Raw genomic sequence first — 6,254 nt, forward strand, 5'->3', positions numbered from 1 at the left:
CACACGGGCTGTAAGCCTGATCAAGGGGCGTTGACCACCACGTAGATCACGTCGCTGCCCCGATACTGCGGCTGGTACCACGTCGAACCGCACTGCATGTACGCCACGTCGTAGCGGATCACTTGCACGCAACTGCTGGGCATTTGCGCCGGGGTAAGGATCGAGCCCACCACCGCTGCCGTCACCGCAACAGTCGCCGTGACCGCCGCTGCCGTAGCAATCGGATGGTAGTGATCGTCGTAGCCATAGCGGCCATGCCCGTCGACATCGATGTCGACATCGCGGTAATTGTTGATGTTGACGTTGCGATTGCTGTTATTGACGTGCGTGCGATTGCCAACGTTATTGCCGGCATTGACCCGGTTGCCCGGATTGCTCCGATGACCGGCGTTCACATGATGGGCTCGCGGTGGCGGGTTGATTCGTTGTGCGCGTTGCGCATGGGGCGCCGGGGCGCGGTTGACGTGGGCGCGAGCATGCCCTTGGGCGCGCTGCGGTCGGGCATCGGCTTCAGCGACATAACCTGCGGTCAACAACGTTGCGGTGGCCAGCGACAACAACAAGCCCCACGTCAGCGACTTGTTCATGTCATTCCCCTCCCTGATCGCTGGCTTTCTTCAAGGCAATCGCGACATCGCCTTTACCCGGTTTGAAGGTGAACTGCGTGTCCGGAATGTTCGGCTTGAGGTTCCAGTGATACACCGCGCTGTACTCGGGAAAGCTTTTCTCGTCGGTGGTGGTGATCACCAGTTTGCATGGCAAGGGTTTGTCGGAGCGGGTCAGCCACAACTGCCAGTCGATGCCTTCCTGGCGAAAGGCCAAATGGTCGCAGAGCTGGCCCTTGATGATCGACGGCCCCACGTAAAGCGCGGCTTGCAAGGCGTCGATCTGCGCCTGATCGCTGCCGAACAGAAACAGGTCCTCCATCGGAACTTGCACGCCATAGTGGTTCTCGACCCGGTGCAGCGTTTGCGCGACAGTGGCCGGAGCGTCAACGGTGGTGTAGTACTTGAGGTAGGGCGAATACTGGGTCAGTTTCTTGCCGTTATAGAAGAACTCCCGGGTGCGCACTTCGCCCTCGCTTTTGGCATACAGCCGATCGTGGCCGACCACTTTGAGGGTGTTGGAAGACTCGGTCTTGATCTTCTGACCGGACTCCAGAACGGTGTCGCGCGAGACCTGGGCATCGACCTGAAACTTCCGCAGGCTGCGCAGGTAATTGCCCATGTCGATGAGCTTGTCGACCACCTGCGGATTGACCAGCGGCGTGTCGTCAGCGGCCTCGGTCGCTGGCGGTTGGGGCGGGTCTTCGGCACGGACTCCCGGTGCCAGAACCAGGGTGAACATCAGGCAGACAATACTGGCTGGGGTTTTCATCGGTTCCGCTCCTGTTCCTGCGTGGGCGTTGCGCCTGAACGGCGACTGACTGACCAGCCTAGTTCTCACTGTCGATGCGCGCCAATGCGGCTATTACTGATCCCGCGGCGCTTGCGCAGGCGCGGTGAACCATTTCTCCGGCGGCACGCGCTTCTCATCCGGTGGATCGCCCAGATAGTGCGGCGACATGATCTGCACGCCATATTCGTTGAACACATCCTGAATATTGGCGTGCAGCATGCTCAGCAGCACTGCGCGCGGGCGCGGCTGGCTTGGGATCGCTTGAGCAACGAGGCGGTACTCGGGATAGAAGTCCGAGAGTGCCGTCTGGAACACTTGCGCCGGCGGATCTTCCAGCACACCCGGCGTACGTTTTGCCGCTTCCAGCAACATTGCCTCCACTTGTCGCCACGGCGTGTCGTAGCCGATGGTCACCACGGTGTCGACCACATAACCGGGGCCTTGCACGGTGCGTGAATAGTTCTTGGTGACGGTGCCGGTGATCATTGAATTGGGTAGCGTCAGCACTTCGCCCAGACCGGTGCGAATCCGCGTGGTGAACATGCCCAGCTCCGTAACCGTGCCTTCGTACTCGCCAATGCGCACGAACTCGCCGGGGCGCAGCGTGCGCGTGTAGGTCAGGATCAAACCGGCAGCGGCCTGCCCGACCACGCTGGTCGCGCCGAGGGAAATCATCAGACCGATCAGCACCGACAAGCCTTTGAACGCATCGGTGCCGGCGCCGGGCAAGTACGGATAAGCCATCGCCAACGCAAACAGCCACACCGCCAGCGCGGTCAGGCGTTGTGTCGGTTGCAGGGTTTCGTGGTTCAGCCAGCTGAGCGTCCCCGGCGTGGCCATGCGGTGCAGGATCCGCCGGGTGAACGCCACGACGCCACGGGCGATAAAGAAAATCGCCAGGGCCACGCCGAGGCCGGGGATCGCATCGACAATGCCCTCCAGCAGGTAGCTGGCCAGTTCGTACAGGTAATTGTTAAGGCTTTCGCCCCACGGCCGGGTGTAGGGAAACCGCGACAGGATAAAACCCAGCCACTCGTAGGTGAACAACAGGATCAGCAGCCAGCGCAGCAACAACAAAAAACGGCTGACCAGCGGATAGAGAAAATTCGAATCGATCAGCTGCACGCGCCCGACCTTCAGCGCGCGGGTGTGGCGATCCATCAGCGCCGGCAGCTTGCTCAGCAATTTGCGCCGTAACCAGGCCAGGCACCAGAGCAGCGCCAGATAAATCAGCGTGGCCACGGCGGCGAGCCCCAGCGACCGCACGATCATCTGTAGATTGCGTGCCTCGCGGGTTTCGGTCACCACCTGACGCAGCCGCTCGGCCGCGCCTTCGGCGGCTTCCTGTACCGAGGAATATTCGAGGCTGTCGATGTCCTTGGGGGCAACGATGAACGCGCGTTTGTCGCCGATCAGCACGATGTAGCTGTTCTGAATCGAGTCGGTGCTGATCTTCAGTTCGGCGTCTTCGTTGAGCGCCTCATGGATGACCATTTTTGCCCGTTTGACTCGTGACGCCGGCGCTTCGCCGAGAATCGTCGCGCGAAACAGCATGATGCTGCGATTCGCGACCTTCAACTCGACCGCTTCGTCGGCCGTTTTCGGTGCGGCATCCAGCGCCCAGCCAACATCGCTCCAGAGCATTGCGAACAGCACCATCCCAACCGCCAGCAGCCTGCTTCGCATGCGCCTGTTTCCTTACGCCCAAGTGTCAAAGTGGGACACGTAAGCCAGCGTAGTCGAGGGATGAACGGTTGTCAGATTCACACACCGGGTTAAATGTCACGGCCGATTTCGTTGCCCGAATCCTCCAGAACATCAGTCACATTGGCCGGTTGATAGACCCAACCGATGAATAACTCATACCCCACCGCCAGAATCACCGGCCCGGTAAACAGCCCGATGATGCCGCTGGTGACCATGCCGCCCAGCGCGCCAATCAGCACCACCGGCATCGGCACCGCCACCCCACGGCCCAGCAACATCGGCTTGAGCACGTTATCGGACAGCCCGGCGATGACCATCCACACCGCGAAGATGATCGTCCCGGCGCCCACCCCGTCGTGGGCGAAGACGTAAATCACCACGGGCACGGTGATCAGCAGCACCGGTAACTGGGTAATGCCCAGCAACAACACCAGCAAGGCAAGAATGCCGGCGGCGGGCACGCCCATGATCACTAGCGCGACGCCGATCAACAGCATCTGAATGAACGCAATGCCGACCACGCCCTGCGCCACGGCGCGGATGGTGGCGGTACACAGTTCGGCAATCTGCGGGCCGCGCACCGGCCCGGAAATCCGCGTGGTGATCGCCACGGCGGTGCGGTGGCCACGCGTGCCGTGGGTCATGATCAGCCCCGCGACGATCAGCGCAATCACAAACACCACGATCCCGGCACCGACACCCGCGGCCTGATGCAGGACCACTTTGCTCCACTCCTTGAGGTGCGGCGCCAGTTCTTGAAATGTCCAGCTCAGGTCCTGCGAGGCGTGCATCCAGATGCCATACAACGGCGCGCCGATCAGCGGCCAGGCCTCGACGCTGGCCGGTGGCGGTGGAATCTCGAACTGCCCGGCTTCGATTGTGTGCATGCCGTCCTTGACCGAATCGGCAATCGAGGCGCCGAGCAGGCTCAACGGCAGCATCAGAATCGCCAGCCCCAGCAGCACCAGAATGATCGCTGCCCAGCCGTAGCGATTGCCGAGCTTCGCGCCGAGTTTCTGGTTCAGCGGATACAGGGTGACCGCAAGAATCAGCGCCCACAGCATCACATTCAGAAACGGATGAAAGATGTCGTAGCAGAACAACACCAGCACGGTGATCAGCCCCGCGCGGATGAGCACGTCCAGCAGCGCGCGGGAACTGTTGAAAGTCAGCAGCGGTTTGTCGTCCATTCAGGCTCTCCTGCCCGGTTCCGTTGAACCGCTGTGAGCGTAGTTCACGAATCACGGCTCGTCTCGACTGGTGCCCGAGCCGATTCGCGACTAAACCTGAAGGCTGATCTTCATTGATAAGGAAGCCGGGATGAAAACCACGCAGTCACTGATCATTCTCGCGCTGGCCGGAGCCGGCAGTCAGGCACTCGCGGGCGGGATCGATTTGTACGAGGCGGGCCAGGAAGGCGCGGGGCTGGCCAATGCTGGCTCGGCGGCGCTGGCCAGCGACCCGAGCGTGCTGATGAGCAACCCGGCCGGCATCGCTGCGCTGAAGGGCACGCAGGTCACGCTGACCGGTCAGGCGATATTCGGTGGCCTGGGTTTTGATCGCGACAGCGACAACGATTTCGGCGGCAACGAAGGCGGCAACCCACTGCCGATCCTGCCGGGCAGCAGTTTTTTTATCAGCCATGAACTCAATAACCGCGCCAGTATCGGCTTCGGCATGTACGGCAACTTCGGCCTGAGCGTCAAATATGACGACGACTGGGCCGGGCGCTATTTCTCTCAGGAATCGACGCTGATCGGCATCTCGATGCAGCCGACTTTCGCCTATAAGTTCACCGATGACCTGTCAGTGGGCATCGGCCCGCGTCTGGTCTACGGCTACTACTACACCAAGATGGCCATCGACAATAACGCCTTCCTGCCCGGCGACCCGTTCCAGCAGGATGGCCGCTTGCAATACAAGGATACCGACGTCGGCACCGGGGTCAACGTGGGCGTGCGCTATCAACTGAACGAGCGCACCACGCTCGGCCTGGCGTACACCAGCAAGGTGAAAATGGAGTTCAAGGATTCGCCGTCAGTCCATGGTGTACGCAACCCGCTGCTGAATCTCGCCTTATCGAGGCTGGACGTCGACGAGCTGGAAATCGACATGAACATCCCGCAGACCGCAACCCTGAGTATCGCCCATCAGTTGAACGAACAATGGACGCTGCTCAGCTCGGTGAACTGGCAGGACTGGAGCGACTTTGCCGACATCGGCGTCTCGGTAGATTCCGCCGCCGGCAACGTGTCCCGCGCCGTCGACCGCAAATATCAGGATACCTGGCACCTGTCAGTGGGGGCACAAAACCAGATCAGCCCGAAACTGCGCTGGAATATGGGCCTGGGCTACGACAGCTCCGCCGTCAAAGACAAGGACCGCACCGTCGACAACCCTATGAACGACGCTTGGCGCCTGGCGACCGGCCTGAGCTACCAACTCGCCGAAGACACCGACCTCAACCTCAATTACACCCTGGTCTGGCTCGGCGACATGGATGTGCAACAGACCAAGCGCAACGGCCAGACATTGTCCGGTAGTTATCCGAACAGTGCGCTGCACATTCTGGGTGGTGGGGTGACTTGGCGTTTCTGATTTATGCGATTTCAATGCGGGCATGCTGAACCTGTTGGAGCGTGCTCAGCCTGTGGGAGCCAGCCTGCTGGCGATGGCGGTGGTTCAGACAAATGTGTTGGTTGTGCTGGCCCAATCGCTTGCAGGCAAGCTCCCACAGGGATCGGGTGCAACCATCAGGCCGAGTGTTAGCTCGCCTGCGTTTGACTTTGATCACCGGCGGCATTGAAGGGCTGAAGGCTGAAAGCTGAAATCAAAAGCCCCTCACCCTAGCCCTCTCCCGGAGGGAGAGGGGACTGACCGGGGTGGATGCGAGAATTACGCCGACATGAAATACCGAGTCGAATGCGAATATCAAAACCAACCAATATCGGCTCCCTCTCCCTCGGGAGAGGGCTGGGGTGAGGGGCGAATCCACCGAAAATCTCAAGCCATGCGGCGCTTCTCACCACTCAACAATGAGCGCCAGCTCGAGTGCTCTTGATCTTGCTTTTGACTCACCGGCGACATCGGAAGGCTGAGTGGAGGGATTGATCCGGGCGTGGGAGCGCAGCGACCGTCTGGCGCAGCCA

The 6,254-nt window shown here is 60.8% G+C and carries 5 protein-coding genes; 1 reads left to right on the forward strand and 4 read right to left on the reverse strand.

Translation table 11 applies throughout. The annotated features are described in order from the left end of the window. Positions 1–20 precede the first annotated feature (20 nt). The 4 genes from ACYYKW_RS23020 to ACYYKW_RS23035 all read right to left on the reverse strand — a co-directional run bounded on the left by ACYYKW_RS23020 (position 21) and on the right by ACYYKW_RS23035 (position 4,295). Complete coding sequence (locus tag ACYYKW_RS23020; protein ID WP_464991252.1) at positions 21–587, reverse strand: hypothetical protein; 567 nt, start codon at positions 585–587, stop codon at positions 21–23. A 1-nt stretch (position 588) separates the two neighbouring features. Then, positions 589–1,377, reverse strand: coding sequence for a DUF2092 domain-containing protein (locus ACYYKW_RS23025; protein WP_464991253.1), 789 nt, complete (start codon positions 1,375–1,377; stop codon positions 589–591). Positions 1,378–1,470: 93 nt separating this feature from the next. Then, entirely contained in the window at positions 1,471–3,084 is a 1,614-nt protein-coding gene (locus ACYYKW_RS23030) for a mechanosensitive ion channel family protein (RefSeq protein ID WP_464991254.1), read from the reverse strand. An 89-nt stretch (positions 3,085–3,173) separates the two neighbouring features. Next, complete coding sequence (locus ACYYKW_RS23035) at positions 3,174–4,295, reverse strand: AI-2E family transporter (RefSeq protein ID WP_336356978.1); 1,122 nt, start codon at positions 4,293–4,295, stop codon at positions 3,174–3,176. A gap of 130 nt (positions 4,296–4,425) precedes the next feature. Between ACYYKW_RS23035 and ACYYKW_RS23040 the strand changes: the two genes are divergently transcribed. Then, positions 4,426–5,703: an OmpP1/FadL family transporter gene (locus ACYYKW_RS23040; protein WP_464991255.1), complete on the forward strand. Its 1,278-nt coding sequence runs from the start codon at positions 4,426–4,428 to the stop codon at positions 5,701–5,703. The last annotated feature ends 551 nt before the right edge of the window (positions 5,704–6,254 follow it).

This window comes from Pseudomonas sp. 15C (assembly GCF_055484735.1).

Excerpts from the sequence above, each read along its gene's own strand:
- ACYYKW_RS23020 (WP_464991252.1), bottom strand. The coding sequence starts at position 587 with ATGAACAAGTCGCTGACGTGGGGCTTGTTGTTGTCGCTGGCCACCGCA.
- ACYYKW_RS23025 (WP_464991253.1), bottom strand. The coding sequence starts at position 1,377 with ATGAAAACCCCAGCCAGTATTGTCTGCCTGATGTTCACCCTGGTTCTG.
- ACYYKW_RS23030 (WP_464991254.1), bottom strand. The coding sequence starts at position 3,084 with ATGCGAAGCAGGCTGCTGGCGGTTGGGATGGTGCTGTTCGCAATGCTC.
- ACYYKW_RS23035 (WP_336356978.1), bottom strand. The coding sequence starts at position 4,295 with ATGGACGACAAACCGCTGCTGACTTTCAACAGTTCCCGCGCGCTGCTG.
- ACYYKW_RS23040 (WP_464991255.1), top strand. The coding sequence starts at position 4,426 with ATGAAAACCACGCAGTCACTGATCATTCTCGCGCTGGCCGGAGCCGGC.